The sequence below is a fragment of the Amycolatopsis sp. La24 genome (genome assembly GCF_029087445.1).
Lineage (GTDB): Bacteria > Actinomycetota > Actinomycetes > Mycobacteriales > Pseudonocardiaceae > Amycolatopsis > Amycolatopsis nivea.
Map to the genome: position 1 here is coordinate 97,182 of NZ_JARACH010000017.1, position 25,419 is coordinate 122,600.

At 69.0% G+C, this 25,419-nt stretch carries 26 protein-coding genes and 1 pseudogene; 11 read left to right on the forward strand and 16 right to left on the reverse strand.

All coding sequences use genetic code 11. The annotated features are described in order from the left end of the window. Window positions 1–78 precede the first annotated feature (78 nt). The 4 genes from PUT80_RS18275 to PUT80_RS18290 all read left to right on the forward strand — a co-directional run bounded on the left by PUT80_RS18275 (window position 79) and on the right by PUT80_RS18290 (window position 5,431). Complete coding sequence (locus PUT80_RS18275) at window positions 79–1,713, forward strand: ABC transporter ATP-binding protein (RefSeq protein ID WP_238603850.1); 1,635 nt, start codon at window positions 79–81, stop codon at window positions 1,711–1,713. Beyond that, window positions 1,710–3,452 (forward strand): ABC transporter ATP-binding protein, encoded by a 1,743-nt coding sequence (locus PUT80_RS18280; protein WP_275292933.1) that lies wholly within the window; start codon window positions 1,710–1,712, stop codon window positions 3,450–3,452. Before PUT80_RS18275 ends, PUT80_RS18280 begins: the two co-directional genes overlap by 4 nt. Before the next feature lie 107 nt (window positions 3,453–3,559). Further along, on the forward strand, window positions 3,560–4,909 hold the full coding sequence (locus PUT80_RS18285; RefSeq protein ID WP_275292934.1) for a PQQ-binding-like beta-propeller repeat protein: 1,350 nt from the start codon (window positions 3,560–3,562) through the stop codon (window positions 4,907–4,909). Window positions 4,910–5,011: 102 nt separating this feature from the next. After that, window positions 5,012–5,431 carry a pyridoxamine 5'-phosphate oxidase family protein gene (locus PUT80_RS18290; protein WP_037808689.1) on the forward strand — a complete coding sequence of 140 codons (420 nt, stop codon included), beginning with the start codon at window positions 5,012–5,014 and terminating at the stop codon, window positions 5,429–5,431. Window positions 5,432–5,481: 50 nt separating this feature from the next. Here PUT80_RS18290 and purQ read toward each other — a convergent pair whose 3' ends face one another. Both purQ and purS read right to left on the reverse strand, forming a co-directional pair. Then, window positions 5,482–6,159 carry a phosphoribosylformylglycinamidine synthase subunit PurQ gene (gene purQ, locus PUT80_RS18295; RefSeq protein WP_037808690.1) on the reverse strand — a complete coding sequence of 226 codons (678 nt, stop codon included), beginning with the start codon at window positions 6,157–6,159 and terminating at the stop codon, window positions 5,482–5,484. Beyond that, window positions 6,156–6,395, reverse strand: coding sequence for a phosphoribosylformylglycinamidine synthase subunit PurS (gene purS, locus PUT80_RS18300; RefSeq protein WP_037808692.1), 240 nt, complete (start codon window positions 6,393–6,395; stop codon window positions 6,156–6,158). Before purS ends, purQ begins: the two co-directional genes overlap by 4 nt. Before the next feature lie 443 nt (window positions 6,396–6,838). On the opposite strand from purS, the gene PUT80_RS18305 reads away from it, so the two are divergent. Both PUT80_RS18305 and PUT80_RS18310 read left to right on the forward strand, forming a co-directional pair. After that, window positions 6,839–8,419 (forward strand): GMC family oxidoreductase N-terminal domain-containing protein, encoded by a 1,581-nt coding sequence (locus PUT80_RS18305; RefSeq protein ID WP_275292935.1) that lies wholly within the window; start codon window positions 6,839–6,841, stop codon window positions 8,417–8,419. Then, the gene (locus tag PUT80_RS18310; protein WP_037808699.1) at window positions 8,416–9,228 is read left to right on the forward strand and encodes a class I SAM-dependent methyltransferase; all 813 of its coding nucleotides are present in this window, start codon (window positions 8,416–8,418) and stop codon (window positions 9,226–9,228) included. The genes PUT80_RS18305 and PUT80_RS18310 overlap by 4 nt, the downstream gene beginning before the upstream one ends. Here PUT80_RS18310 and PUT80_RS18315 read toward each other — a convergent pair. After that, window positions 9,225–10,409, reverse strand: a complete 1,185-nt coding sequence (locus PUT80_RS18315) for a glycosyltransferase 87 family protein (RefSeq protein WP_275292936.1) — start codon at window positions 10,407–10,409, stop codon at window positions 9,225–9,227. The genes PUT80_RS18310 and PUT80_RS18315 overlap by 4 nt on opposite strands. A gap of 98 nt (window positions 10,410–10,507) precedes the next feature. On the opposite strand from PUT80_RS18315, the gene PUT80_RS18320 reads away from it, so the two are divergent. Next, complete coding sequence (locus tag PUT80_RS18320) at window positions 10,508–10,843, forward strand: hypothetical protein (protein WP_275292937.1); 336 nt, start codon at window positions 10,508–10,510, stop codon at window positions 10,841–10,843. Between the two features lie 4 nt (window positions 10,844–10,847). Here PUT80_RS18320 and PUT80_RS18325 read toward each other — a convergent pair whose 3' ends face one another. After that, window positions 10,848–12,011: a lactate 2-monooxygenase gene (locus PUT80_RS18325; protein WP_134727638.1), complete on the reverse strand. Its 1,164-nt coding sequence runs from the start codon at window positions 12,009–12,011 to the stop codon at window positions 10,848–10,850. A 9-nt stretch (window positions 12,012–12,020) separates the two neighbouring features. Then, window positions 12,021–13,517 (reverse strand): aldehyde dehydrogenase family protein, encoded by a 1,497-nt coding sequence (locus PUT80_RS18330; protein WP_275292938.1) that lies wholly within the window; start codon window positions 13,515–13,517, stop codon window positions 12,021–12,023. A 199-nt stretch (window positions 13,518–13,716) separates the two neighbouring features. On the opposite strand from PUT80_RS18330, the gene PUT80_RS18335 reads away from it, so the two are divergent. Next, the gene (locus PUT80_RS18335) at window positions 13,717–14,358 is read left to right on the forward strand and encodes an MBL fold metallo-hydrolase (RefSeq protein WP_037808710.1); all 642 of its coding nucleotides are present in this window, start codon (window positions 13,717–13,719) and stop codon (window positions 14,356–14,358) included. Here PUT80_RS18335 and PUT80_RS18340 read toward each other — a convergent pair. Then, window positions 14,355–15,059 carry a DUF2334 domain-containing protein gene (locus tag PUT80_RS18340; RefSeq protein WP_275292939.1) on the reverse strand — a complete coding sequence of 235 codons (705 nt, stop codon included), beginning with the start codon at window positions 15,057–15,059 and terminating at the stop codon, window positions 14,355–14,357. The two genes, PUT80_RS18335 and PUT80_RS18340, sit on opposite strands and share 4 nt — an antisense overlap. An 89-nt stretch (window positions 15,060–15,148) precedes the next feature. Next, window positions 15,149–16,009 (reverse strand): methyltransferase domain-containing protein, encoded by an 861-nt coding sequence (locus PUT80_RS18345; protein ID WP_275292940.1) that lies wholly within the window; start codon window positions 16,007–16,009, stop codon window positions 15,149–15,151. 246 nt (window positions 16,010–16,255) lie between these two features. On the opposite strand from PUT80_RS18345, the gene PUT80_RS18350 reads away from it, so the two are divergent. Beyond that, window positions 16,256–16,456 (forward strand): hypothetical protein, encoded by a 201-nt coding sequence (locus PUT80_RS18350; RefSeq protein WP_134662143.1) that lies wholly within the window; start codon window positions 16,256–16,258, stop codon window positions 16,454–16,456. Here PUT80_RS18350 and PUT80_RS18355 read toward each other — a convergent pair. The 4 genes from PUT80_RS18355 to PUT80_RS18370 all read right to left on the reverse strand — a co-directional run bounded on the left by PUT80_RS18355 (window position 16,446) and on the right by PUT80_RS18370 (window position 20,085). Next, entirely contained in the window at window positions 16,446–16,976 is a 531-nt protein-coding gene (locus PUT80_RS18355; RefSeq protein WP_238603840.1) for an NADPH-dependent FMN reductase, read from the reverse strand. The two genes, PUT80_RS18350 and PUT80_RS18355, sit on opposite strands and share 11 nt — an antisense overlap. Before the next feature lie 467 nt (window positions 16,977–17,443). Next, window positions 17,444–18,280, reverse strand: coding sequence for a patatin-like phospholipase family protein (locus PUT80_RS18360; RefSeq protein ID WP_275292941.1), 837 nt, complete (start codon window positions 18,278–18,280; stop codon window positions 17,444–17,446). 30 nt (window positions 18,281–18,310) lie between these two features. Then, a complete protein-coding gene (locus PUT80_RS18365) occupies window positions 18,311–19,132 on the reverse strand; it encodes a helix-turn-helix transcriptional regulator (protein WP_037808716.1) in 822 nt (273 codons plus the stop codon). 71 nt (window positions 19,133–19,203) lie between these two features. Beyond that, window positions 19,204–20,085 (reverse strand): phosphoribosylaminoimidazolesuccinocarboxamide synthase, encoded by an 882-nt coding sequence (locus tag PUT80_RS18370; RefSeq protein ID WP_037808718.1) that lies wholly within the window; start codon window positions 20,083–20,085, stop codon window positions 19,204–19,206. Window positions 20,086–20,132: 47 nt separating this feature from the next. Between PUT80_RS18370 and PUT80_RS18375 the strand changes: the two genes are divergently transcribed. After that, on the forward strand, window positions 20,133–20,927 hold the full coding sequence (locus tag PUT80_RS18375; RefSeq protein ID WP_078870271.1) for an SAM-dependent chlorinase/fluorinase: 795 nt from the start codon (window positions 20,133–20,135) through the stop codon (window positions 20,925–20,927). Here PUT80_RS18375 and PUT80_RS18380 read toward each other — a convergent pair. Next, window positions 20,810–21,697, reverse strand: a complete 888-nt coding sequence (locus tag PUT80_RS18380) for an MOSC N-terminal beta barrel domain-containing protein (protein WP_275292942.1) — start codon at window positions 21,695–21,697, stop codon at window positions 20,810–20,812. The genes PUT80_RS18375 and PUT80_RS18380 overlap by 118 nt on opposite strands. Before the next feature lie 136 nt (window positions 21,698–21,833). Here PUT80_RS18380 and PUT80_RS18385 point away from each other — a divergent pair. Then, window positions 21,834–21,977: pseudogene (locus tag PUT80_RS18385) on the forward strand (NUDIX hydrolase); the annotation flags it as partial. Window positions 21,978–22,256: 279 nt separating this feature from the next. Here the strand turns inward: PUT80_RS18385 and PUT80_RS18390 are convergent. The 4 genes from PUT80_RS18390 to PUT80_RS18405 are packed head-to-tail and all read right to left on the reverse strand — an operon-like array spanning window position 22,257 to window position 25,324. Continuing rightward, window positions 22,257–22,997, reverse strand: coding sequence for an amino acid ABC transporter ATP-binding protein (locus tag PUT80_RS18390; RefSeq protein ID WP_275292943.1), 741 nt, complete (start codon window positions 22,995–22,997; stop codon window positions 22,257–22,259). Beyond that, the gene (locus tag PUT80_RS18395; RefSeq protein ID WP_037808725.1) at window positions 22,994–23,734 is read right to left on the reverse strand and encodes an amino acid ABC transporter permease; all 741 of its coding nucleotides are present in this window, start codon (window positions 23,732–23,734) and stop codon (window positions 22,994–22,996) included. Before PUT80_RS18395 ends, PUT80_RS18390 begins: the two co-directional genes overlap by 4 nt. Before the next feature lie 4 nt (window positions 23,735–23,738). Continuing rightward, on the reverse strand, window positions 23,739–24,500 hold the full coding sequence (locus PUT80_RS18400; RefSeq protein ID WP_037808728.1) for an ABC transporter substrate-binding protein: 762 nt from the start codon (window positions 24,498–24,500) through the stop codon (window positions 23,739–23,741). Window positions 24,501–24,520: 20 nt separating this feature from the next. After that, the gene (locus PUT80_RS18405) at window positions 24,521–25,324 is read right to left on the reverse strand and encodes a transporter substrate-binding domain-containing protein (protein ID WP_275292944.1); all 804 of its coding nucleotides are present in this window, start codon (window positions 25,322–25,324) and stop codon (window positions 24,521–24,523) included. Window positions 25,325–25,419: the final 95 nt, after the last annotated feature.

Genomic DNA, 25,419 nt, shown 5'->3' on the forward strand with positions numbered 1-25,419 from the left:
CCCACAGCCGCCCGGCCTGCTCGCGCGGGGCATAAATGAGTCGCGCCGGAGCCTCCCGGCGGCTTAGCGTCAATGATCGTGCTTTCCGCCACGTACCGCTTCCCCGACATCCGGCTCCCGGAACGTCCGACGCCGGTCCGGTATCTGCTGGCGGTCCTGCGCGCACGGCCGGGGCTCGTCCTCGCCGCGATCGTCACCGGGGCCGGCTGGTCGCTGCCGAGCGCCCTGCTGCCGCTGGTGATCGGCCGGGGCGTCGGGGCGATCGCCGACGGCGACTCGTCCGCGCTGTGGCGCTGGGCGCTGCTCGCGGGCGTGCTCGGCGTGACGCAGGCGCTGCTCGGCACCGGGCTGCACTTCGCGTCGTACGGCATGTGGATCCACGGGGCGGGCTCCACCCAGCGCCTGGTCACCGACCACACGACCCGGCTCGGCGCGTCCCTGCGCGACGCCACCACCACCGGCAACGTCGTCGCGGTCACGTCGTCGGACATGAACTGGGTCGGCAACGCGTTCGAGGTCATCGGCCGCACGTTCGGTTCGATCGTGGCGTTCGTGGTCATCGGGATCGCGATGCTCGGCACCTCGCCGGTGCTGGGCACGGTCGCGCTGGTCGGCGTCCCGCTCGCGGTGCTCGGCATCGGTCCGCTGCTCGCGCCGCTGCAGAAGCGGAAAACCGCGCAGCGGGAGAACCTGAGCGAGGTGAACGCACTCGGCGCGGACATCGTGTCCGGGCTGCGGATCCTGCGCGGCGTCGGCGGCGAACGGCGATTCCTCGCCCGGTTCCGCGACGCGAGCCAGCTGGTGCGGCGCTCCGGCGTCGAGGTCGGGCGCAGCGAATCCTGGCTGGCAGGCGCGGAGGTCCTGCTGCCGGGGCTGGTCACGGTGGCGATCACCTGGCTGGGCGCGCGGCTCGCGCTCGACGGCACGATCAGCGTCGGCGAACTGGTGGCGTTCTACGGTCTCTCGGCGTTCCTGGTAGTGCCGGTCGCCACGGCGACCGAACAGGTCAGCTCGCTCAGCTCGGGCCTGGTCGCGGCGCGCAAGGTGTGCGGGCTGCTGGCCCTGCGGCCGAAGCTCGCCGAGCCGGTGTCGCCGCTGCCGCTGCCGGACGGTCCGCTGGAGCTGGTGGACACCGCCAGCGGCATCCGGATCGCGCCGGGCAAGCTGACCGTGGTCGATCTTGGTGCCGAGGCGGAGGCGATCGCCGCGCGGATGAGCCGGTTCGCCGACGCGGACGAGGGCGAACAGGTGCTGGTCAGCGGGGTGCCCGCGGATCGCGTCGCGCTCGCCGAACTGCGCAGGCGCGTGGTGTACGCGCACAACCAGGACCTGTGGTTTTCCGGGGTGCTGCGCGATCAGCTGACCCCGGAGCACCCGCGCGGGGTCGACATCTTCGCGGCGCTGCACGCGGCGGACGCCGAGGACATCATCGAGGCCCTGCCGCGTGGCGTTGACGAGCTGATCGGCGAACGCGGCCGCGAGGTGTCCGGCGGGCAACGACAGCGGCTGAGCCTGGCCCGCGCGCTGGCGATCGACCCTGACGTGCTGCTGCTCGACGAGCCGACGTCGGCGGTCGACGCGCACACCGAAGCCCGGATCACCCAGCGCGCCAAGGAATTGCGGACCGGCAGGACCACGGTGGTGTTCAGCCAGAGTCCACTGTGGAGGAACGTGGCCGACGAGGTCGTGCACGGAAAGGCAGTGACGGTATGACGACGCGGCTCCCGCTGGCGTCGAAACGCGAAGTGCGGCGCTGGGCGAAACGCGTGGCGGTCGAGCACCGGCGCGAGTTTTCCGTGATGCTCGGGCTGTTCTGCCTGGCCACCGTGGTCGGGCTGGCCGGGCCGCAACTGCTCGGCAGGCTCGTGGACGGCGTCGTCGAGCACGGCACGACGCTGCGGGTCGATCTGCTGGCCGTCGCGTTCGTGGCGGTGCTCGTGCTGCAGGCGTGGGCGAGGAAGGCGGCGCGGCTGCGCGGCCGGATGTTCGGCGAACGGGTGCTCGCGCAGACCCGCGAACGGTTCGTCACGAACGCGCTCGGCCTTCCGCTGGGCACCGTCGAGGCGGCCGGCACCGGCGACCTGCTCAGCCGGGCGACCAGCGACATCAACCGGCTGGACGTCGCGGTGCGGTTCGCCGCGCCGGAAATCCTGATCGCCGCGGTGACGGTGCTGTTCACCACCATCGCGATGATCGTGACGTCGCCGCTGCTCGCGCTGGCCCTGCTGGTGGCGATCCCGATCCTGGTGCCGGTGAACATCTGGTACCAGCGGAAGATCCCGAGCGCGTTCGCGTGGATGCTCGACCGCTGGGGCGACCTGCAATCGACCACCCACGAGACCGTGGAGGGCGCGCGGACCTCGGAGGCGCTCAGCCTCACCGAACGGCGGGTCCGCGCCGGGTACCACGCACTCGACCAGGCGACGCTCGGCGAACGCCGGATGCGGGCGCTGCAGATGCGCTGGCTGCCGTCGCTCGAAATCAGCTACGTGCTGCCGATCGCGGCGCTCCTGCTGCTGGGCTTGTTCGCCTACAGCCAGGGCTGGGCCGGGCTCGGCACGATCACGACGATGCTGGCGTACGCGCAGGCGATGACCGCTCCGCTCAGCGAGGCGCTGTTCTGGCTGGAGGATTTGCAGGTCGCGATAGCCGCGACGCGCCGGATCATCGGCGTGCAGCCAGCCGAATCGGCGGACAAGGTCGCCGACGTGCCGCGCGGGCGCGACATCGAGGTGCGCGAAGTCCGGTTCGGCTACACCTCAGACCGCGAGGTGCTGCACGGCATCAGCCTGAGCGTTCCGCGAGGGGAACGGCTGGCGATCGTCGGACCGTCCGGTGCGGGCAAGTCGACGCTGGGCAGGCTGCTGGCCGGGATCTCGGCCCCGACGGCGGGTTCGATCCGGGTCGGCGGCACCGAGGTGTCGACGCTCGCGGACGACGTGCTGCGCGGCGAGGTGCTGCTGCTGACGCAGGAACACCACACGTTTTCCGGGACGCTGCGGGAAAACCTGGCCCTGCCTGCCCGGCGCGGCGGCGAGGACTGGACCGACGAGGAACTGCTGGACGCGCTCGCATCCGCCGGCGCCGAGGAGTGGGCGGCCGGACTGCCGGACGGGCTGGACACCAAGCTCGGCTCGGGCGCGTACGCGGTTCCGGCCGGTCTCGCGCAGCAACTGGCGCTGGCCAGGGTCGTCCTGGCCGACCCGCACACGCTGGTACTGGACGAGGCGACGTCGCTGCTGGACACCGGTTCGGCGCGCGAGCTGGAACGGTCGCTGAACGCGGTGCTCGAAGGCCGCACGGTGATCGCGATCGCGCACCGGCTGCACACGGCCGCGGCGGCGGACCGGGTCGCGGTGGTCGAGGGCGGCACCATCACCGAACTCGGCCCGCACCAGGACCTGATCGCGGCGGGCGGCCCGTACTCGCGACTGGTCGCGGCGGCAAGCTGAAGCGCGATTCCCGGTCGACAAATCCGAAGCGGTGAAAACTGTGGCGGAACTTTGGGGGAATCAGATTTCCCCAAATACACTACGCGCATCTAAGGGGGGAGCGGGTAGTGACTGACAAAAAGGGTGGCCGGCGGGCCTTCCTCGGAATCTCGGCATTTCTGGCAGCCGTGGTCATCGCGGCGATCGCGGTACCGCTCGCGCTCAACAGGGGCACGGTGTCCGGTCACGCGATCGCGGTGTCCCAGCCAGGTCCGTGGCAGCTGGGAGCGGACCGGGTCCCGCCGTACGACATCGGCATCGATTCCTGGGTCGTGGGCGACGATCTGGTGCTGGTGAACGACACCTATGCGGTCGCGTACGCACGGAGCGACGGAAAGGAACGTTGGCGGATCCCCTCCCCCGCCGGCCATTTCTGCGGGGCGAGCACCTCTGTCGTCGACAATCACATCGCCGTCGGTTATGGGGATCTCTGTTCGAGCGCGGCTGTACTGGATGTCAACGCGGGAAAGCTGCTGTGGCAGCGGGCGATGCCCATCACCTCGTCGGGGAGCCCGTCGCAGGCGAAACTCGACGAGCACGCAGTGCTGGAGATCGTCGGCGGTTCGGTCGTGGTCGTGCACTACCAGCAACTGCTCGGGCTGGACGCGGCCACCGGCGCCGTCCGCTGGTCCGAGGTCACGCCACCGACCGACGAGAAGGTGTACTCGAACTGCATCCCGTCGGACGGGCTGCCGCGGAGCGCGGACTTCGTGCTGCTGTCCCACTGCAGCGCCAAGGACGCCGGCGACAGCTTGTACGTCGCCGTTGCCGTCGATCCCGCGACCGGGAAAACCAAGCAGCACAACGAGTTCGTGAAGAGCAAGTCCTACCTCACGATGGCGTGGGTGAGCGCGTCGCCGCTGGTCGCCTACGTCAGCGACGCATCGAAAGGGATGTACGCAACTCTCGACGACTCGCTCGAACCGGTTTCCACCATCGATGCCGGAGACGCGTTGAACGGCTTCATGGGCGACGACGGATTCGGCTACAGCCTGAGCGGGGCCTCCAATGGCACGTCACATCGACGTTCGCGAGCACTCGTCACGGGCACCACGATGATCGCGCTGACCAGCCCGCAGAAGCCCAACCGCCTCGCCGCGTTCGACCTCCGCACCGGCGCCAAACGCTGGGAAGTCCCGGCACCCGGCGGCGGCATTGTCGCGGCGCCGCTCGCGGTGGACAACGGGCAGGTGATCGCCGTGGTCTCCGCCGGCCAGGACGGTCCTGATCAGCACATCGTCAAGTTCTCCCTGGACACCGGAGCTGTGACACCCGTGCGCACGGTCTCGCTCACGGGTCCCGGCAATCGCAGCTTGGCACCGTGGTTCTGCCGCTTGTTCTGGGCAGACGGGGTCGTTTACGGAGTCCGCGCGATCTACACCGCGCAGTCCACGGCACTGGTCTTCCGGCTCGGCTGAGCACGGCCGTCCCGGCCCGAGCCCCGAGACCGGAATGTCCGCCAGGCGTCCGGCGTTGGCCTCAAGCGGATCCTGATCTTCCTAGCCTGGGGGTGACGCCGGATGGCGGTCATGACGGTGGACGAACGAGAGAAGTTCCTCGCGGAGCAGCGAGTGGGCGTGCTGTCGATCGGCCGGGAAGGCGCGGCCCCGCTCGCCGTGCCGGTTTGGTACGACTACGAGCCCGGCGGCGAACTGCTGATCTGGATGGACCGCGGGTCGGCGAAGGACCGGGCGATCGAGGCGGCGGGCAAGCTGAGCCTCACGGTGCAGCAGGAAACCCAGCCGTACAAGTACGTGACGGTGTCCGGTCCGGTCGTGGACCGGTCCTCGGCTCCGACGGAGGAGCAGGCGCTCGCCATCGCCTCGCGGTACGCGCCCGAGGCTGAGGCGCGGAAGTTCGTCGAGGGCTCGCTGACGGAGAACTCGGTGCTGGTGCGGGTGCGCACCGAGCGCTGGCTCTCCAGCGACCACAGCAAGTAACGCGAAAGGGGCCCCGGGAAGTTTCCCGGGGCCCCTTTTCGGTGCTTGGCTCAGGCCTTCACGAGCGCGTCGACCGCGCTGTAGAACATGCCGAGACCGTCGTCGGACGGACCGGTGAGCGCGTCGATCGCGTGCTCCGGGTGCGGCATGAGACCGACCACGCGGCCGTTCTCGCTGGTGACGCCCGCGATGTCGTTGCGGGAGCCGTTCGGGTTGCCGCCGACGTAGCGGAACGCGACCCGGCCCTCCGCCTCCAGCATGTCCACAGTGGACTGGTCGGCGACGTAGCAGCCGTCGTTGTTCTTGAGCGGGATCAGGATCTCCGCGCCCGCCTCGTAGCGCGTGGTCCACGCGGTGGCGTTGTTGTCCACGCGCAGCCACTGGTCGCGGCACACGAAGTGCAGGCCGACGTTGCGGATCATCGCGCCGGGAAGCAGGCCGGCCTCGCACAGGATCTGGAAGCCGTTGCAGATGCCGAGCACCGGCATGCCCTTGTGCGCGGCGTCGATGACCGAGGACATCACCGGCGCGTAGCGGGCGATCACGCCGGCGCGCAGGTAGTCGCCGTAGGAGAAGCCGCCGGGGACGACAACCGCGTCGACGCCCTTGAGGTCGTCGTCGGCGTGCCAGAGCGAAACCGCCTCGGCGTCGGCGTAGCGGACCGCGCGGGCGGCGTCGCCGTCGTCGAGCGTGCCGGGGAAGGTGATGACGCCGATGCGGGCGCTCACGCCTCCACCCGCCGGATGGTCCACTGCTCGATCACCGGGTTGGCGAGGAAGCCCTCGGCCATCTTGGCCAGCGTCTCGTCATCGACGTCGTCGTCGACCTCGAGTTCGAAGTGCCGCCCCTGGCGCACGTCGGCGACCCCGGAGAAGCCGAGCCGCGGCAGCGCACGCGCCACCGCCTGGCCCTGCGGGTCGAGGATCTCGGGTTTGGGCATGACGTCGACAACGACTCGAGCCACGGCTGGCTGCTCCTTATTTCTGCAGGTCGTGGGTGCACTGGAAGCGTACTTCACTGGCCTGCTCGGCAGACAGACCGGTATCGAGGGGGAGACGTGAACCACCCGCCGCAAGGAACGCCGGAGCAACTGGCCCCAGTCGGTCGCCAACTCAAAGCTGGTGTGCGCGCGACACCAAATCGGGTGGCGAACCGGCTCCGCTGGCCAGCCTGTCGACGGATCCGAAGCCGCGGCCCCCGGTGAAGAACGGCACGGACGCCGCGACACCAAGGTGGACGACGTGACCGGAGAGGGCCGGGTGGAGACCGACGACGACGCGGCGGACGGCGCGTGCGTCACCGTCTTCGATGCCACTTCTGACTGATCGGTTTTCCGGCGACTTGCGCGTAGCGTGACCTGCGCCATGATGTGTCGTTGACAGGGTGTCAACACCACCGGGAGGCAGCGTGCCAGAGCAGGACTCCTTCGACTACGTGATCGTCGGCGCGGGCAGCGCGGGCTGCGTGCTGGCGAACCGGCTGAGCGAGGACCCGTCCGCGCGGGTGCTGCTGCTCGAGGCCGGCGGCGAGGACACCGCGGACGAGGTCCGGATCCCGGCGGCGTTCGCGTCGCTGTTCAAGACGAAGTGGGACTGGAACTACGAGACCGTCGAGCAGAAGCACACCGGCAAGAAGGAGTACTGGCCGCGCGGCCGGATGCTCGGCGGCTGCTCGTCGATCAACGCGATGATCTACATCCGCGGCAACCGCGCCGACTACGACGGCTGGCGCGATGCGCACGGAGCCACCGGCTGGGGCTGGGACGACGTGCTGCCGTACTTCAAGCGCGCCGAGGGCAACCAGCGCCTCGGCGGCCCGCTGCACGGCACGGACGGCCCGCTGCACGTCGAGGACCGGCGGTTCACCCACGAGCTGTCGCACGCGTGGGTGGACAGCGCGGTCGCGTGGGGGCTCAAGCACACCGACGACTTCAACGGCGAGTCGCAGGAGGGGGCCGGGCTCTACCAGGTCACCTGCAAGCGCGGCCGCCGCTGGTCCACCGCGGACGCTTACCTGCGGCCCGCGTTGTCGCGGCCGAACCTGACCGTGCGGACGAACGCGCAGGTCACGCGGGTGGTTTTCGAGGGCACCCGAGCGGTCGGGGTGTCCTATCTCGACAAGGGCGTGCCGACGACGGTCCGGGCGGACGCCGAAGTGCTGCTGTCCGGCGGGGCGATCAACTCGCCGCAGTTGCTGATGCTGTCCGGCGTCGGTCCGGCCGAACATCTGCGCGAACTGGGCATCGACGTGGTCGCCGCGCTGCCCGGCGTCGGCGACAACCTGCACGACCACCCGGCGGTCGGCGTGATCTGGTCGACGAAGGGCACGACCGACATCGCGGACTCCGCGACACCCGCCGGACTGGTGCGCTACCAGCTGACCAAACGCGGCCCGCTCGCGTCGAACATCGGCGAGGCGGGCGCGTTCTACTCGACCCGTGACGGGCTGGCCGCGCCGGACATGCAGATCCACGTGGCCCCGACGTTGTTCTACGACAACGGAATGCGCGAGCCCATGTGTCCGGGCTTCACGTCGGCGGCCACGCTGGTCGACGTCGCGAGCCGCGGGCGGCTGCGGCTGAAGTCGGCGAATCCGTTGTGGAAGCCGGAAATCGACCCGGCTTACTACGCGGAGTCGATCGATCTGGAATCGGTGAAGTCCGCTTTGCGGTCCCTGATCGAGATCGGACGGTCGGGTCCGCTGGCGAAGTTCCTGGACCGGCCGTTCCTGCCGGCGACGCATGAGCTGTCGGACGAGGCGTTGACCGAGCACGTCCGGCAGAACACGCAGACGCTGTACCACCCGGTCGGCACGTGCGCGATGGGCAGCGGCGAGCACGCGGTGGTCGACCCGGATCTCAAGGTGCGCGGGGTTACGGGGCTGCGGGTGGTAGACGCTTCGGTGATGCCCGTGGTGCCGCGCGGGAACACGAACGCACCGACGATCATGGTGGCGGAAAAGGCGGCTGATCTGATTCGGGCTCGATGACCGCTCTGTCAACCTGGCGGGATCTCCTTGCCGCCTGGGCGATTCCGGACACCGTGCACCCTCCGGAATCGCCGTGGGTCCTGCCGCGCGAGGTGTTCCTGCGGCGAGCCGATCAGCAGATCGCCGCACCGATCGGGGCGACCTATCAGCTGGCCGCCGAAGCGTTGCAGGAGCCAGGCACGGTGCTCGACATCGGCGCGGCGGCCGGGGCGGCGAGCCTGCCCCTGGTCGGCCGGTCGAACGTCACCGCGGTGACGGCGTTGGACACCGACGACGAGCTGCTCGCGGCGTTCGCCGAGCGGGCCGCAGGGGTGGAGCATCGGCTGTTGTCCGGCCGGTGGCCCGATCTTGCCGACGAAGCCGGTGTGGCGGACGTTGTCGTGTGCGGGAACGTGGTTTACAACGTCCCCGACCTGGCTCCGTTCGCCGCGGCACTCACCGCGGCGGCGAGGCGGCGGGTGGTGGTCGAGACGGCCGCGCGGCATCCGTTGACTGAGCTTAATCCCTTGTGGCAACGGTTTCACGGCATCGAGCGACCGGCTGGACCGACGGCCGGGGACTGTCTCGCGGCGCTCGCGGAAGTGGGGATCGAGCCGGAAGTCGTGGAATGGCGGCGGCCGCCGGAGCCTGAGTACGCGGAGTTCGCGTCCACAGTGGACGTCGTACGGCGGCGGTTGTGCTTGCCTGCCGACGCTGCCGGCGAGGTCGAGCGAGCCCTGCTGGAGATGGGGATAGATCCGGAGATGCCACCAGATCTCGGGTCGTCCGGCCGGGACCTGGTGACGCTGGTTTGGCCCGGTTCCGCCTAACCGACCCGTTCGAGTTCGGGAACCCGCGCGAACTGCACCGCGAACAGTTGCCAGGCAAGGAAACCCAAGCCGAGAAGGACATAGGCGTCGCCGACTAAGTGCTGCCACGGTTCCCACGCGAGTTCCCGCATCCCGCTGGAGGGCACGAAAGTGTGCGGCGCGGCGATGAAAACCGACGCGCCCGCGGCCAACGCGGCGGCGGCCCGAAGCGTGCGGACGCGGGCGGCCAGGATGAGCGTCGCGGGCACCACCCAAACCCAGTGGTGCGACCAGGAAATCGGGGACAGGACGAGCACCGCCGCCGCGTTGACGACGAAGCCGAGCGAACTGTCGACGCGCCGCATGACAAGTACGGCGGCGACCAGGACGAACGCGGACAACGCCAGCCACAGCAGGTCGTGGGCCGGCGGCAGCAGGGCGAGGCGGTTGAGGGCGCCTTGGATGGTCTGGTTGGTCGCGTAGGGCGAGCCGCTGAAGCCGTCGGCACCGGTGAGGCCGCCGCCAAAGAAGTACTCGACGGACGCGCGCGGGGCGATCAGGAAGCCGAGCAAGGTCGCTCCGGCACCGGTGAGCAGTGCGTTGCGGGCGGCGCGGAAATCCTTGGCGAGCAGGAAGAAAAGGAGGAAACCAGCGGGCGTCACCTTGATCGCGGCGGCCAGGCCGACGAGGATTCCGCGCGGCCAGCGTGGGTTGGGCGCCAGGCAATCCACGGCGACCAGGGCCATCAGGACGAGGTTGATCTGTCCAAAGCCGATGGTGGAGCGCACGGGCTCGAAGGCAAGCGCCGCAACGGTGAGCGCGGACGCGGCGACGGCCGTGGATTGGCGGTTCCAGTCGCGCCACAGGCGGCGGACCGTGGTGTACAGGACGACCCAGAGCGACGCGGCGGAGAGGACGTCGAGCAGAACCGACGCGATCGAGAGCGGCGGGAGCGCCAGGGCCGAGAAGAGCATCGCGGCGAACGGCGGGTAGATGAACGGCAGCATCGACCCGGCTGTGGTGGTCGGGAGCGGGCCGTAAAGGTCGCCGCCTTGCACGGCCGCGTCCGCACCGAAGCGGTAGACCTGCAGGTCAACCGGGTTGACGCTGCTGATGACGGCCGCGATGCCCGCGACGACGGCTACCGCGCCGAGTGCGGACAACCAGGCGAGGATCCGCCCGGACTTTCCTTGAAACCACATACGGGCGGCGATTGTAGCTGCCTGCTCGACAGGCGGGCGGGCTGTTCCGGATGACTGTTTTCCCGGAATTGTCGGACCCCGTCGTTACAGTCGGGCCCATGAGCACTTCCCTCTACTACACCGCGAGCCGAGCGACCGCGCTCACCGCTTCCGAGACCGCCGCTGTCGAAGGCGTCGTCACCACACGCCAGTCGTCTTTCCCTTACCCGGACGAGGAATCCCTCTTCCTGTATGAGGAAGGCGAGCCGGACGCGATCGTGGCCGGGTCCACCAAGATGCCGCTCGATCTCGACCGGGTCATGCCGATCCTCGAACACGTGCTGGGCTCGGTGACCGAGTTGCGCCGCACCCTTCCGGACGCGCAGTGGCACGTACACCTCGACGATTTCGACATCCCGTGGGACGAGAGCGAGGGGTACTTCCTGCCCGCGTAAACGTCTAGCCGACTCGCCGCAGGGCTTCGCGGGTGAGGTCGGCCAGGGTCGGATAGCCGTCCACAGCCATGATCAAGTCAGCTTCAGCGAGCAAGGTACGCAGCACATGGACAACGCCGTCCTCACCAGCCAACGACAACCCCCAGGCGTACGGGCGGCCGACGCCTACCGCCGTCGCGCCCAAGGCCAGCGCCTTGACCACGTCGGCTCCGGAACGCACGCCGGAGTCGAACAGCACCGGCGTGCCGCCGGAGGCATCGACCACTTCGGCAAGGCAGTCCAGTGCCGGGAGACCGCCGTTGGCCTGCCGTCCGCCGTGGTTGGAGCAGTAGATCCCGTCGACCCCGCCGTCGATGGCGCGGCGGGCGTCGTCGGGATGCTGGATGCCTTTCACCAGCAGCGGAAGCTTGGTCAGCGAGCGCAGCCAGGGCAGGTCTTCCCAGGTCAACGGGTTGCCGAAAAGCTGGGCCCACAGTCCGACGGCGGCCGCCGGGTCGTCCTCCGGAGCCTTGCCGAGCCGTTTCCGGAACACCGGGTCGGTGAAGTAGTTGGCCAGGCAATGCCCGCGCAGCTGCGGGAAGTTCGCCGTCGACAGGTCACGCGGCCGCCAGCCGGTCACCCAGGTGTCGAGCGTGACCACGATGCCGCGGAAGCCCGCCGCCTCGGCGCGTTGCACGAGCGAGGCGGCGACGTCACGGTCAGTCGGCGTGTACAGCTGGAAGAAGCCCGGGGTGTCGCCCAGTTCCGGGACGAGCGTTTCCATCGGGTCGACGCTCAGTGTCGAAGCGACCATCGGCACGCCCGTTCGGGCGCTGGCCCGCGCGGTCGCGAGGTCGCCGTGGCCGTCCTGCGCGCACAGGCCGATCACGCCGACCGGCGCGAGGAACAGCGGCGACGGCAGCTTCATCCCGTACAGGTCCACCGACAGGTCGCGTTCCTTCGCGCCCACGAACATCCGCGGGACCAGGCCCCAGCGCTCGAATGCCTCGACGTTCCCGCGCTGGGTCCGCTCGTCGCCGGCCCCACCGGCCACATAGGACAGTACGGACGGCGGAAGCGCCTGAGCCGCACGCGTTTCCAGTTCCGCGTACGACATCGGCAGGTCCGGAACGCGGCCGGACAATCCGGCGAAGTAGATCTCGTGCTGGAAATCGCCGAAGCCGGGCAACAGTGCTCCTTAACGCTTGCCGTGCAGGACGGTCACCAGCTTGGCGACCAGCGCGTCCGTGGATTCCTTGCGGGAGAAGGACGTGAGCGTGAGCGGCGCGGTGAACCGCTGCCGGGCCACTGCCTTCGGGCGGGCGAACTCGCGCAGCCCTTCCGGGCCGTGGATCCGGCCGAACCCCGAATCGCCGACGCCGCCGAAGGGCAGCGACGCGATGCCGGCGAACGACAGCGGCGCGTTCACCGCGGTCATCCCCGCGCGCAGCCGCGACGCCAGCTCAGCCCCGCGCGCCCGCGAGAACACCGTGGAACCGAGGCCGTACTTGGTCGCGTTGGCCTTCTCCACCGCTTCGTCCATGTCGCGGACCCTGGCGATGGTGACCGTCGGGCCGAACGTCTCCTCGCGCACCGCCTCGGAGTCCTCCGGAACGTCGACCAGCACGGTCGGCTGCACGTAGCGGTCGCCGACGCTCTCCACGCCGCCGACCAGCGCCTTCCCGCCGCGCTTCAGCGCGTCCTCGATGTGACCGCGGATCACCGAGAGCTGCGAGGGCATGGTGATCGGCCCGTACTGCGCGTCCTCGTCCGAGCCGGCGCGCACGTTCTTCGCCTTCTCCACCACCTTGGCGACGAACTCGTCGGCCACGCGTTCGTGCACGTAGACGCGCTCGACACCGATGCACGTCTGACCGGAGTTGGAGAACGCGCCCCACACGGTGGCGTCAGCCGCCGCTTCGAGATCCGCATCCGTGTCGACCAGCAGCGCGTCCTTGCCGCCTGCCTCGATCACCACCGGGGTCAGCGTGTTCGCGGCAGCGGCCATGATCTTCTTCCCGGTGGCCGCGGAGCCGGTGAACGCGATCTTGTCCACGCCGGAGCCGACCAGCGCGGCCCCTGTCTCGCCGAAGCCGGTCACCAGCTGCAGCACCGGCTGCTCCGGCACGATCTCAGCGAACGCGTCCACCAGCCACTTACCCACACCGGGGGTGTACTCGCTCGGCTTGAAAACCACCGCGTTGCCCGCGGCCAACGCGTACGCGATCGAGCCGAGCGGGGTGAACACCGGGTAGTTCCAGGGCCCGATCACGCCGACGACGCCGAGCGGGAGGTACTCGACGGTCGCGGCCTGGTTGGCCATCAGGAGGCCGGACGAGCGGCGGTGCTTGCCGAGCACCTTGCGGGCGTTCTTCGCCGCCCACGCGATGTGCTCGATCGCCAGCACGCTCTCGAGCTGGGCGTCCGCGATCGGCTTGCCGGTCTCGTCGCGCACGACCTGGCACAACTGCGGCAGCCGCCGGGTGAGCACGCCCTTCCAGCGCTGCAGCCGCTCCGCGCGCCCGGCGAAGCCGAGACCGTCCCACCAGCGCGCAGCCGCCCTCGCCCGCTCGACAGCGGCGCTGACCTGCTCGGCCGTGTGCACCGGGTAGGTGCCGACGACCTCGTCGGTGGCCGGGCTGAGCGAATCGAACGTCTCGCCGACGGGCGTCGGCTTCGGCTGGACCGCGGTCATCGGCGTCTCCCCGTCTCGGTGAACCCCCAGGCTACGAGGTTGCTGACACTCTGCCAACAGTTGCCCGGGCTTCCCGCCAGCATGGCATCCCGGAACTGGCGCGGAAAGTCCTCCGACCGGGAGTCCTCGCTGGACGCCCTCGCGGACCAGGCCACGAGCGTAGGGTTGAACCGACCGATCTTGGTAAGGAGAAAACCTGATGCGGATCGTCCATTTCGGACATTCCTGCGTACTGCTCGAGACCGCCGCGGAGCGGATTCTGCTCGATCCTGGCACGTTCTCCACCGGCTTCGAGAACGAGCGCGAACTGTCCGCGGTGCTGATCACCCACCAGCACTTCGACCACCTCGACGTCGAACGGCTGCCCGGCCTGCTCAAGGCGAACCCGGGCGCGAAGCTGATCGTCGACCCGGGCTCGGCCGAGGCCGTCGAGAAGCTGCACCTGGAGTTCGAGGTCGCCAAGCCCGGCGACGCGTTCGAGATCGGCGGCACCTCGGTGTCGGTCACCGGCGGCGAGCACGCGGTGATCCACGCCGACATCCCGGTGATCCCGAACATCGGCTACCTGGTCGACCACGGCGCGTTCTACCACCCGGGCGACTCGCTCTTCGTACCCGAGCAGAAGGTCGACGTGCTCGGTCTGCCCACCGGGGCGCCGTGGCTGAAGGCCGGCGAAGCGGTGGACTTCCTGCGTGCGGTCGCGCCGCGCCGTTCGGTGCCGATCCACGAGGCGGTGCTGGCCAACGCGGCGGCGAACATGCACTACGGGCTGTTCCAAAACCTCGCCCCGGAAGGCACCGAGGTGAAGGCGCTGGAACGAGGCGTCGCGACGGAAGTCTAGGTCGACGCGGGAGCGGTGTGGCGCAGGGAGCCGTAGGTGCTCCCGAAGGCCCGGTTTTCGAGGGCCACGTCCACCGCGTCCAGCAACGCCTGCCGCAAGCCGGGGCGGCTGAGGTCAGCGGCGTCAATGCCAAGCCGCACCAGCCCGCCTCGGCGCGCGGCCCGCGCGGAGGCGAGTACGAGCGCGAAGCAGCGGACAGTCTCCGTACGGTGCGACTGACTCGTGAAGTCCTGCACCCGCGCGCGCCGGGTCTCGCCGGTCACCAGGTCCCGTACAGCGTTCTGGTCGGCGCACAGCGTGAAGCCGTGCTCCCGCAACGCCTGCACAGTGCCCGCCGACGCCAGCCAACGCGGCGGCGCGAAGCCTTCAACAGTCACGCCGGTCGCGTCGAGGGCAGCCTTCGCAGCGATGAGCCGGAGCCGCGCTTCGTGCGCGGGGAGCACGGCGAACTCGGCCTTACGCCCCAGGTGCACGGCGCGATGCGTCGGCGGGATGCGGTGGTCGTAGCCGTTAAGCAGCACCGAGTCACCCGCCGCGGCGCGCGTACGGACCCAAGCCGTCACGGGCCCGTCCTCGGTGCGCGCGACATGCAGGATCGACAGCGGGACATGCCGACGTTCGAGTTCGGCCGCCAGATGCGCACAACGGTGCAGCGTGCGCGTGGTGACCCCGGACAGCGAGACCAGCAGGCGAGCATCCACGCCACCATTGCGCCGCAGCCGTGTGGCGACCGCCTGACCGCTCCGTGAACTGCGAGTGAGACTTACACGGCGGACAGTCACCGCTGGGTTTATGCGCCTTTGCGGCAGTGCCAGATGAGCATCGACGCTACGCCCTTCGCCGCCGCGGCCAACGCGTCCGGCACCAGGCCGTTCAACGACCACGGCCAGAGATCCCACGGCCCACCACCAGGTACCTGGCGCGGTTCGGTTAGTGCGGGCGTCGGCTCCGCACAGCTCACCGGCGCGAGACCAGCGGCGAAGAATGCACGCAAGTAATCACCGACGCGATGATGACTCGTCCGCACCCGAGCCGGATCGCCGTCGGCCGTGCGCACGGACGGGATCGACCCGCGCTGGACCTGCTCGGGATGCACGTCGGAAAGGACGAGATGCCCGCCCGGAGCGAGGACGCGAGCGAACTCCGCTATCACCGGTGCCAGGTCCGGTACGTGCGACAACGCGAGACCGCAGAGCACGACGTCCTGCGAACCGTCGCCGACCGGAAGTCCATGCAGGTCAGCCACGAAAGTCGAGTCGGCCTTGGCATGGCTGAGCATCTCCGGAGAACCGTCGACGGCGACCACGTGGTGACCGCGTTCGACCAACAGCCGGGTGAGCCGCCCCGTGCCGCAGGCAGCATCAAGCGCCCGACCCGGCGGAATGGCGTCAAGGATCGCCGCGACGTGGGGCTCGTCAGCGAACGCAGCGTTCTCGCCGGAGTCATACGCGGCAGCCCAGCGAGCGTAACCATCTCGAGGCGCGAGCTGGGTTACCTCGACGCCGTCGGCCAGGTCCTCGTCAGCCAGCAGCGCGCGAATCTCGGCCAGCCGCGCTTCGACAAACTCGCGATCGTGCTCGCCGGTGAACGCGCGGAGCAACGCCGCTCCTTCGATCCCGATGAGGTAAGCGAGAGGATGCTCGTAACTCACGCCCGCGGACGCTAACCGGGCAAATGCCGCAGTGCCACCGATTTTCGCGCTAGCCTGCGCGCCATGGCCCTGTGGCGACGAAAACCTGATGTTCCAGCAACCCCCTGGGAAGGCAGCGAACTACGCGCCGAACCAGGCACCCTCCTAGGAAAAACGCGACCCGCAATCCTCCTGTCCGCAGGTTCCGTACAGGCGTCTGTCCTACCCAGGGAACTACGAGATTTCGGCCGCGGCCGCGTCGAAATCGTGGAGTCTTTAGGTCCCGGCCCACTGGCCTTCCTGTTCCGCGCGTCGGCGGCGGCACCGACTTCCCTTGCCGAAGAACAGGTCCGCGACCTGCCGAAAGACGCCGTAGTGCTAGCCCTCCCGAACACCCCGCCCGCCGCGGTACTGACCGGCGCCGAACGGGACAGTTTCCTCGACTGGGCTCAGCGACTCACGGATTGACCGGTTTGGCCGCCTCCACGAGCCGCCGCACCGCGACCGCGACCCGCCCCCGCAGGTCGGGATCGATGAGGGATCCGTTCTCGACGGCTTGGCGGGGAATCGGAATCCGAGCACAAGCGTCGTCGACGATGCGAGTGCCCGCGTAGGTGAGGGTTTTGCGGAGAGAGTCATGCGCGTCCGCACCCCCAGTCGGCGCGGCGACCGAAGACGCGTTGATCCACGCGACCGGTTTGCCGTACATCTCCCCGCCGCCGATCGTCCAGTCGAGCAGATTCTTGAAGGAACCCGGCAGGCCACCGGCGTACTCCGGGGTGCAAAACAGGACACCGTCCGCCGCCCCGATCGCCTCCCGCAACGCGACAACCTCGCCAGGCAACGGATCCCGGTCAAAATCCGGATTGAAATGCGGCAGCCCAGAGAGACCACCGTACACAGTGGACGCCGTAAACCCAGCCGCGGTAGCGATGACAGCCGCATTGACCGAACCGGCCCGCAGGCTGCCGCTGATGAGCAGAAGCACGGAGCCCAGTGTGCCAGGACGGCGGCGTCCGCGGGGTTGGCTTTTCGGGGCGCGCCTGACTTTCACCCACTGCTACCGCGCGAACGCAACCGTTACCCGGCACCGGTCGGTGTGGGTGATGAACGATTAATGACGAATCGGCTCACCCTTGCGGAGTGCGGACTCCGGAGGGCTCGAAGCCGACAAGTCCGCGCCGACGATGGCAGGGCTTGACAAAAGTCAGCCCAATGCGCCTCCGCGCCGACCCGGACCTGGCCGCGACCAGCCCAGACCGGAATGGGCGGTCCGCAGGCCAGGGCTCCGCGTCCGCCACAAACGCGCCGCAAACCAACCCGCGCCAAAACCGGCGGACCGCCGAGAGCCAGCGCAGCTCAGGCTCCGCCCCATCTCCCAACCGGCAGCAATCGGCCTGGGCCGGGAAGCGGCTCGCCGAGGTCAGCAGCCAGCTGTCGCGTGGCCGGGCGTCCTCACTCCCACACCACCCCTCCTCGTTGTCCCTGTGCCAACCCGGCCGCCGCGGCTGCGGATCGGGTTGCCGGGTCCAGTGGGTTCGGGCCGATCGCCGCGACCGAGGCCTCGTCTGGTTCCAAGACCGCTACCTTCGCGCCTGCTGAGCGCAGGTCCGCCAGTACCTGGTCGAACGGCCGCTCCGTCGGGAACGGCTCCGCCGCGCCCATCGGGACGACCACTGTCACCTGGGCGAAACCTGTTGCATAGTCGGCATTCGAGGCAGAGCGGACGCCACCGTCGACGTACCAGCCGCCGTTGATCGGTACTGCTGGCCAGATTCCGGGCACTGCGCAGCTTGCCGCCACCGCGGCGACCAGCGAGACGCCGGACGAGCGGTCGAACACCGCTGGTTCGCCGGTTCCCGCTTCCACCGCAACGATTTTCACCGCGCGCTCGGGCCACTCGTGGGACGGCAGGCGGGATTCGATCACCGCGCGGCGTCGTGGTTCCGGGACGGTTTCCGCGGCCAGCGCATACTTTCCCATCGCCCGGCGGGTTTCCGCCGCGGTGCCGCCGTCGGCCAGCACCGCGGCGAATTCCTCGCCGAACTTTTCCGGGTCGAACTCGGCCGCGATCTCCGCCGCTTGCAAGGCCGGATCGGTTTGCCGCGCGTACAACTGCGGCAGCGGCAATCCGCTGCCCAGCTGTGCCGCCACCGCCGCGCCTGCTGACGTGCCGATCAGCACGTCGGCATCGGTTACGTCCTGGCCCGCTTCCGCCAGCCCGGTCAGCAATCCGGTCGCCCACGCGATCCCGGCGACGCCACCGCCGCCCAACACCAAAGCTCGGCTCATGCCGCTCCTTTCACCGGCACCCACTCTGCCCTACGGCACCGACAATTTCCGCAGCGCCGACTCCAGCAGGGCGTCCGTCTCGGGTTTCGGCAGGGCCAGCTCCAGCAGCGTTTCCGCCACCTCGCGGTATTTCGCCACCCGCGCCGGACTCGAGCTGCTGGCGCTTTCCCGCAGCAACCGCTCGTGGACGATCGAGGGCAGGTCCGCGAAATCGAAAATCGTGAACGCCCTGCCCAGATCGGGACGGCGGTCCGCCGGGACCACTCGCACCTCGGCCTTGCCTTCCGCCAACTGCTCGCGCAGATGCCACAGCTGCTCCGCCATCGCGTCCGCGTCGCCGATCCTCTTGTGCAGCGCCCTTTCCCCCAGCACCAGCACACACCGCGCGCCCGAATCGAGCACCGCGCGCCGCGACAGTCTCTCGGCTACGCGCGCGTCCACTTCGTCCGCGACAACGCCCGCAGTGCTCGACAACAGCGCTCGTGCGTACCCGCTCGTCTGCAACAGCGGCGGCACCACTTCCGGCTCCCAGCCGAACACTGCCTCCGCCGTGCGTTCCCACTCCAGGTACGGCTCTTCTCCGCCGCCGTCTATCCAGTCCTGCTCTCGCGCTCCTCGCGCCATCTCCACTATTCGCCTGCGATCCGGCCCGATCACCCTGCAGTGCGCCAGTACCGCTCCGATGTCCTCCGGCTTCGGCAGCCGCAGTCCTCTTTCCCAGTTCGTCACGAAACCAGGCGTCATCCCCAGCAACCGGGCCAACTCTCTTACACCCAGTCTTCTTCTCTCCCGCGCCGCGCGTAACTCCAGGCCCAATGCCCTCGCGCGCGGTGTTGCGTACGGTGTGGTCATGGTTGCAGTGTGTCAGGGGGTGCCGACAGTTTTCGGGGTTCTCTCCCTGGGCCCTCTGCTGCTTCCTCGGCCTACAGCCAGTCCTCCAGCGACAACCCCGTCAGCCTCTCGTACGCCTCCACGTACCTTCCCCTCGTCGCCTCCACCACTTCACTCGGCAACGGCGGCGGCTGTACGTTCGACGCCCTCTCCCAACCCGACTCCGGCCCCGTCAGCCAATTGCGCACGTACTGCTTGTCGAACGACGGCTGCACCCTTCCCGGCTCGTACCCCTCCGCCGGCCAGTACCGCGACGAATCCGGCGTCAGCACTTCGTCCGCCAGCACCAGCGCGCCCGTCTCGTCCACTCCGAACTCGAACTTCGTGTCCGCCAGCAGGATTCCGCGCTTCGCCGCCACTTCCGCGCCACGGCGGTACACGGCGAGCGTCGCTTCGCGTAGCTCCTCCGCGCGCTTCGCGCCGATAGTCGCGACCACTGCGTCGAACGAAACGTTCTCGTCGTGCTCGCCGAACGCCGCCTTCGTCGCGGGCGTGAAGATCGGCGACGGCAGCTTCGATGCCTCCACGAGCCCTTCAGGCAGCTCTACGCCGCACACTGCGCCCGTACGCTGATAGTCCGAGTAGCCGGACCCCGTGAGGTACCCGCGCGCGACAGCTTCGACCGGAAGCATGTCGAGACGGCGTACGAGCAGCGCGCGCCCGCGTACCTCGGCGGGGATGCGCGGGTCGTCGTACGCGACAAGGTGGTTCGGGATCAGGTCCGACAGCTGCTCGAACCAGAACACGCTCATCGCCGTGAGCACGCGGCCCTTGTCGGGGATGGGCGTGTCCAGGATGAAGTCGTAAGCGGAGATGCGGTCCGAGGTGACCAGCAGCAGGTGGTCGTCCCCGACCGCGTACAGGTCCCGGACTTTTCCGGCGGCGATCTTCGGGTAATCGGCGAGCGTCGTCACTGCTGCACCCTAACCCGAGCACCGCTACAGCGAGGATGATGCAGGTCATGGCCTACCGCTGGATTTCGTTCACCTCCGACTACGGGCTGCACGACGGCTTCGTGGCCGCCTGCCACGGGGTCATCGCGGGCATCGCGCCCGACGTACGCGTTCTCGACGTGACGCACCTCGTCCCGCCGCAGCAGGTGCGCTCAGGCGCGGCAGTGCTCGCGCAGACCGTGCCGTCGCTGCCTAAGGCCGTACACCTCGCTGTCGTCGACCCAGGCGTCGGCACTGAGCGCCGCGGCATCGTGGTGGTCGCGACGCACGGCATCCTCGTCGGCCCGGACAACGGTCTGCTTCTACCTGCCGCAGAGGCGCTAGGCGGCGTGTACGCGGCGTACGTGATCGACGTGCGCACGCCGACGTCCGCGACCTTTCACGGCCGAGACATCTTCGCCCCTGTCGCGGCGAAGCTCGCTCTCGGTGCACACCCGGGTTCTTTCGGGCCCGCCATCCGCGACGTGGTTCGCCTGCCAGAGCCGCTGATCGCGGCGTTTCCGGGCAAGCTCGTGTCGGACGTGCTGACCGTCGACCACTTCGGCAACGTCCAGCTCGCCGCCGCCCCCGCCGACCTCGAACTAACCGGCTTGACCGGTGAGGTGACCGTGCACAGCGAGCACGTCGCGGTGTCCGCCACGATCGGCCGGACCTTCGCCGACGTGCCGCGCGGCGCGAACCTCGTCTACACCGACTCGGCGGGCAAGCTGGCCGTCGCGGTCAACGGCGGTTCGGCGGCTTCGGTGCTGCGGATCGGGCCGACCGAGGAATGCACCATCACCGCGTCGCCGACCGCCAGCTGACCGGGCCGGGTCACCGCCGCCTTCATGCCGAAGAGGACGCCGCCGTGCGGGTCGCGGTGGTACGCCGCCAGCGAGCGGATCGGCTCCGGACCGGAGCGCTTGCCGGTTTCCTGATCGACCATCGGCACCGCGCAGCGCACGCACAGTTTCGCGTAGGCGAACTCGGCCCCGCCGGCTTCCATCCGGCGCACCGAATCCTCAGCGTGCGGTTCCGCCCAGCCGCGGATCACGAGGTTGGGCCGGAACCGGTCCATCGGCACCGGTTCGCCGCCGCGCTCGGCGATCCGTTCGTTCAGGTGGTCCAAAGAGGACTCGGAGATCACGAGGATCGCGTGCCCGTCGGCGAACCGCGCGGTGCCGGGAGTCTCACCGCTCGTGACGCGGTCATGCTCCGGGGTGACGCCGAGCAGCACGGACGGCTGACCCACCACGGTGGAGATCCACTCCGCGACGTCGGCACCCTGGTGGACGCCCTCGCCAGTCCAGTTGAAGGTGGACGCGGGGTGCCGTCGGCCGTCCTTCTGGACCTCGATGGTCAGGTCCTCGACGCCGGGCGCGGACAGGGCGAGGCGGGCGCCGCCGTCCAGGAGGCGCGGCCGGATGGCGGCCATGACGGGGAAGCGGCGCTGGCTGCGGAAGTCGCCGTCGGCCGCGGTGACGATGAACTCGCGGTCGTGCGCGAGACCGGCCGGGGTCACGTCGGCGGACTGGACGGTCGTGCCGGCACAGCCCTTGACCGGGTAATACGTGAGCCGCGAGATCGTCCCCATGGGGTTCACGGTACCTGGTGGTCAGAAGGGGATTGGGGCGCACGATTCCGCACGGACCGCCGCTGCGCCGGTACTCTGCGGACTCGTGGAGCTGCTGCCGTTCGACGAATACGTGCGCTCGCTGCCGCGGAAGCGGATGTCGGCAGGCACCCTGCTCCGCGACGAAACCGGACGCGTCCTGCTCGTCGAGCCGTCCTATAAGGACAGCTGGGACATACCCGGCGGAGTGTGCGACGCGGGCGAGCCGCCGTGGCGCACCGCGCGTCGGGAACAAGCCGAGGAAATCGGGATAGACCGCCCGCTCGGCCCGCTGCTGGTCCTCGACTACGCGCCGGACGACGGCCGGATGCCGGAAGGGCTCGCGTTCATCTTCGACGGCGGGCGGATCTCCACCTCGGAAGCCGCCCGGCTACCCCTCACCGACCGGAGATCCGGGCCGTCCATCTGCTGCCGATCGACCAGGCCGTGCAGCGAGCAGCACCATCGCTGGCCCGGCGGCTCCAGGACTCCCGGGAAGCCACGCGGACTAGCGACAGCGTCTGCGAGGACGGCCGTCCCCTCACAAAACCTGCGACAAGAACTGCTGCAACCGAGGACTAGCCGGTGCCTCGAACACCTGCCGCGGCGTCCCCTGCTCCACAATCCGCCCCGCGTCCATGAACGCGACCTCGTCGGCCACGCTGCGGGCGAAGCCCATCTCGTGCGTCACCACGATCAACGTGAGGCCCCGCGAAGCCAGCCCAGCCATCAGGTCCAGGACGCCCTTCACCAACTCCGGGTCCAGCGCACTCGTCGCCTCGTCGAAGAGCATCACTTCCGGTTCCATCGCCAGCGCACGGGCGATCGCCACGCGCTGTTGCTGGCCTCCGGACAACGCGGCCGGTCGGTACGGGGCTTTGTCCGCGAGTCCGACTTCCGCCAGCCGCGCCCGGGCGACTTCCACTGCGTCCTCTTTGGACAGACCGCGCACGCTGCGCAGGGGGAGCACGATGTTGTCCAGCACCGAACGATGTCCGAACAGGTTGAAGTGCTGGAACACCATCCCCACGCGCTGGCGCAGCGCGTCCGGATCTGAGGAGATGACGCTTTCCCCGTCCAGCAGCAGGTCGCCGCTGTCCGGCTCCTGCAAGCGGTTCACGCAGCGCAGCAGAGTGGATTTACCAGAACCGGACGGGCCGATGACGCACGTGGTGCTGCCGCTCGGCACCTTCAGGTTCACTCCGCGCAGGACTTCCAGCGTCCCGAATCGGACGTGGATGTCCTTCAGTTCCACCGAGGACGAACGAATCGCTGTACTCATACCGTCCCGCCCGCGATCATTTCCTTGGTCTCCGTGGTCACCTTTCGACCGGTCTGCAACCGCTTGTCGATGTAGTTCACCAGGTGCGTCAACGGAACCGTGATCACCAGGTAGACCACGCCCGCCGCGACCAGGGGCGACAGGTTGCCGGTGTTGGCCGCGAGGTCCTGGCCGATGCGGAACAGTTCCCGTTGCGAGGTAAGGAAACCGAGAAAGTACACCAGGGTCGAGTCCTTCACCAGCGCGATGAACTGGTTCACCAGCGCGGGCAGCACGCGCCGCACGCCCTGCGGGATCACCACCAGCAGCATCGCCTTGGTGTAGCTCATGCCGAGCGCGCGGCTCGCCTCCAGCTGTCCCTTGTCGACGCTCTGGATGCCCGCCCGGAAGATCTCGCCGATGTACGCGGCGGCGATCAGGCTCAGCGCGGCGATGCCCAGCGGGTACGGGTTGTTGCCCACCAGGCCGCGAGCGAGCAGGCCGACGCCCTGACCGATCACGAGGATCGTCAGGATCGCGGGCAGGCCACGGAAAATGTCCGTGTACACCCGCGCGGGCCAGCGCAGCCAGCGTTTGGTGGACAGGCCCATCACCGCGAGCACCATGCCGAGGAGGGTCCCGATGATAGCCGCCGCCACCGACAGGATCAGGGTGTTCAGCAGGCCGGTCTTGAGCAGGTCCGGGAATACTTCCCAGATGTACTGCCAGTTGAGGAAAGTGTCGAAAAACTGATCCATCAGGCTACTTCGTCTTGAAATCCGCGGGAACCGGAATGCTCGGCTCGAACTGCTGGTGCACCTTCGCCCAGGTGCCGTCCGCGACGGCCTTCTTGATGCCGTCGTTCAGCTTGCCCAGCAGCTCGGTGTTGCCCTTCCGCACCGCGTATCCGTGCGGGATGCTGGTCGTGATCGCCTTCGTGACCTTCAGCTCGGGGTTCTTGCTCGCGTAATCCTCCGCGGACACCTGGTCGAACACCGCGCCGTCGATCGCCGCCGACTTCAGTGCGCTCAGCGCCGCCGCGTCGTTCGGGAACCGGACCGCCTGTGCCTTCGGCGCGTTCGCGGCGAGCCAGGTGTCCGACACCGTGCCCTGCACCACGCCGATCCGCTTGCCGGTCAACGAGTTCTCGTCGGAGATGCCCGCGGTCGCCTTCGCCTCGATGCCGAGCGACTGGTAGTTGTACGGATCGCTGAACGCCACCGTCTTCTTGCGCTCGTCGGTCTGCGCGATCGCCGAACTGCCGATGTCGAACCGGCCGTTCGCGACGCTGCCGAGCAGCGCCGAGAAATCGGTCGCTACGAATTCCAGCTTCAGGCCTTCTTTCGCGGCGATATCCTTCAGCAGCTCGTTGTCGAAGCCGGTGAATTGGCCGTTCTCCTGGTAGGCGTTGGGCCGGGAATCGCTCAGCGTGCCGACTCGCAGGGTCTCGCCCGCGTCGCCACCGCACGCGGTGAGACCGGCGACCAGTGCCGCCGCGAAGGCGGTGACGATCAGTTTCTTCATGCCACCAGTGTGCCCGGGCATCAGGAGTTCGCCACCGGGAGGCCGGGGCCGCCCTTCTCCAGCTCCTTCGCGACCGGAGCCTGCTTGAAGAACTGCGCGTGCAGCCGGGCCGCGGTGCCGTCGGCGATCGCCTGGGCGAGACCGTCGTTGATCTTCTTCAGCAGCTCCGGGTTCGACTTGGCGACCGCGAAGGCGGACGGGGTGTCCTTGTCCGCGACGGTGTAGCCGAATTCGAGCGGAATCGTCGGGTTCTGGTCGATGTACTTCTGGCCGATGTCCTTCGGCACGACCCAGCCGTCGAGACCGCCGGTCTTCAGCTGCGCGAAACCGGCGTTGTAGTCCGGGAACCGGACCACCTGCGCACCGGCGAGCTTGCCCGCGAACTCGTCCTGCACCGAACCCTGCACGACGCCGACCCGCTTGCCCGCGAACGAGTTCGCGGCGGGCAGCGCGGCGCCCTTTTTGCTGACGACGGTGGTGTAGCTGGTGTCGTAGCCGTTGCTGAACGCCACCGTCTTCTTGCGCGCGGCCGTCGCGGAGATCGTCGAGCTGCCGATGTCGAGCTGGCCGCCGGCGACCTTGGCGAGCAGGCCGGAGAACTCGGTGCCGACGAACTCGACCTGGAAGCCCTCGCGCTTGGCGATGTCCCGCAGCAGTTCGTTGTCGTACCCGGTGAACTGGCCGTTCTCGAGGTAGATGCTGGGCGGGGCGTCGGTGAGGGTGCCGACGCGCAGGGTTTCCCCGGAAGCGTCCGAGGATCCGCACGCCGTGAGGCCCGCGGTGGCGGCGGCTACGACGGCGAGCGTGCTGAGGATCTTTCTCATGACTTCTTCCTGAATATCCGGCGTGCGCAGACAAGAAGCGCCAGGCCGCGGGGTGGCGGCCTGGCGCTTCCGGGTTCGGCACGAAGACTAAAAGC

What these genes read in the sequence shown, in the direction of transcription:
- PUT80_RS18390 (WP_275292943.1), bottom strand. Translation starts at nt 22,997, where the DNA reads ATGAGTACAGCGATTCGTTCGTCCTCGGTGGAACTGAAGGACATCCAC.
- PUT80_RS18290 (WP_037808689.1), top strand. Translation starts at nt 5,012, where the DNA reads ATGGCGGTCATGACGGTGGACGAACGAGAGAAGTTCCTCGCGGAGCAG.
- PUT80_RS18335 (WP_037808710.1), top strand. Translation starts at nt 13,717, where the DNA reads ATGCGGATCGTCCATTTCGGACATTCCTGCGTACTGCTCGAGACCGCC.
- PUT80_RS18405 (WP_275292944.1), bottom strand. Translation starts at nt 25,324, where the DNA reads ATGAGAAAGATCCTCAGCACGCTCGCCGTCGTAGCCGCCGCCACCGCG.
- PUT80_RS18310 (WP_037808699.1), top strand. Translation starts at nt 8,416, where the DNA reads ATGACCGCTCTGTCAACCTGGCGGGATCTCCTTGCCGCCTGGGCGATT.
- PUT80_RS18400 (WP_037808728.1), bottom strand. Translation starts at nt 24,500, where the DNA reads ATGAAGAAACTGATCGTCACCGCCTTCGCGGCGGCACTGGTCGCCGGT.
- PUT80_RS18375 (WP_078870271.1), top strand. Translation starts at nt 20,133, where the DNA reads ATGGCCTACCGCTGGATTTCGTTCACCTCCGACTACGGGCTGCACGAC.
- PUT80_RS18365 (WP_037808716.1), bottom strand. Translation starts at nt 19,132, where the DNA reads ATGACCACACCGTACGCAACACCGCGCGCGAGGGCATTGGGCCTGGAG.
- PUT80_RS18395 (WP_037808725.1), bottom strand. Translation starts at nt 23,734, where the DNA reads ATGGATCAGTTTTTCGACACTTTCCTCAACTGGCAGTACATCTGGGAA.
- PUT80_RS18360 (WP_275292941.1), bottom strand. Translation starts at nt 18,280, where the DNA reads ATGAGCCGAGCTTTGGTGTTGGGCGGCGGTGGCGTCGCCGGGATCGCG.
- PUT80_RS18330 (WP_275292938.1), bottom strand. Translation starts at nt 13,517, where the DNA reads ATGACCGCGGTCCAGCCGAAGCCGACGCCCGTCGGCGAGACGTTCGAT.
- PUT80_RS18380 (WP_275292942.1), bottom strand. Translation starts at nt 21,697, where the DNA reads ATGGGGACGATCTCGCGGCTCACGTATTACCCGGTCAAGGGCTGTGCC.
- PUT80_RS18280 (WP_275292933.1), top strand. Translation starts at nt 1,710, where the DNA reads ATGACGACGCGGCTCCCGCTGGCGTCGAAACGCGAAGTGCGGCGCTGG.
- PUT80_RS18320 (WP_275292937.1), top strand. Translation starts at nt 10,508, where the DNA reads ATGAGCACTTCCCTCTACTACACCGCGAGCCGAGCGACCGCGCTCACC.
- PUT80_RS18315 (WP_275292936.1), bottom strand. Translation starts at nt 10,409, where the DNA reads ATGTGGTTTCAAGGAAAGTCCGGGCGGATCCTCGCCTGGTTGTCCGCA.